At 67.6% G+C, this 1164-nt stretch carries 1 protein-coding gene and 1 pseudogene; both read left to right on the top strand.

Going from position 1 to position 1164, the window contains the following annotated elements:
- Positions 1–309: 309 nt before the first annotated feature.
- A pseudogene (locus tag ACWDNU_RS46495) lies at positions 310–1048 on the top strand (carboxyl transferase domain-containing protein); the annotation flags it as partial.
- Positions 1049–1059: 11 nt separating this feature from the next.
- Positions 1060–1164, top strand: a 105-nt coding sequence (locus ACWDNU_RS46490; RefSeq protein WP_449673529.1) for a biotin carboxylase N-terminal domain-containing protein, incomplete at its 3' end; no start/stop codon positions are given.

Here is a 1164-nt window from a genome sequence, read left to right as displayed (position 1 = left end):
GAGTCGAGTCGCGTCGCGTGGATTCGCGCCGGGTCGATTCCCGTCGGGTCGACTCCCGGCGCGTCGATTCCCGCCGGGTGGACTCTCGCCGGGTCAGACAGGTGATGGACATGTGTCTGGACGGTACTATGATTACGCTGGTTCGACAAGGCCCGCCGGTGACGTTCAGTGCGTGCCCGGCTCGGCGAGCAGGCGTCGCGCGGAGGCCTCGAGCAGCTCGGCCACCTCGAGGTAGGACAGCAGTCCCATGCCTGCCTGCAGCAGGGCGCCCGAGTAGAGCAGTTCGAGCATCGAGACGCGCTCGGTGTCCTTGGCGTCGACGCTGAAGATCCCGTTCGACCCGCGCAAGGTGATCGCCCGCGTCGTCGACGGTTCGGACTTCGACGAGTTCAAGCCGCTCTACGGTTCCAGCCTGGTCACCGGCTGGGCCGAGATCAACGGCTACCCGATCGGCATCCTGGCCAACGCGCGCGGCGTGCTGTTCTCCGAGGAATCGCAGAAGGCCACCCAGTTCATCCAGCTGGCGAACAAGAAGAACACGCCACTGCTGTTCCTGCACAACACCACCGGCTACATGGTCGGCAAGGACTACGAGCACGGCGGCATCATCAAGCACGGCGCGATGATGATCAACGCGGTCGCCAACTCGACGGTGCCGCATATCTCGCTGCTGGTCGGCGCGTCCTACGGCGCCGGTCACTACGGCATGTGCGGGCGCGCGTTCAACCCGCGCTTCCTGTTCGCCTGGCCGAGCGCGAAGTCGGCCGTGATGGGCGGCGCGCAGCTGGGCGGCGTGCTCACCATCGTGCAGCGCGGCGCGGCCGAGGCCAAGGGCCTGCCGTTCGACGAGGAGGCCGCCGCCGGGCTGGCCGCCATGGTCGAGGCGCAGATCGAGGCCGAGGCCATGCCGATGTTCCTGTCGGGCAGGCTCTTCGACGACGGCATCATCGACCCCCGCGACACCCGCACCGTGCTGGGGATGGCCCTGTCGGCCATTCACACAGCCCCGATCCAGGGCGCCGAGGGCTTCGGCGTCTTCCGAATGTGAGGCGCGACAGCATGGGTATCACGAACGTTCTGGTTGCCAACCGTGGTGAGATCGCGCGCCGCGTGTTCGCCACCTGCCGCCGGATGGGGATCGGCACCACCGCGGTCTACTCCGAC

This window comes from Amycolatopsis sp. NPDC003676, assembly GCF_053587275.1.
Note: the sequence above shows the minus strand (reverse complement) of the source record. Positions and strands in the feature narration are given on the sequence as shown.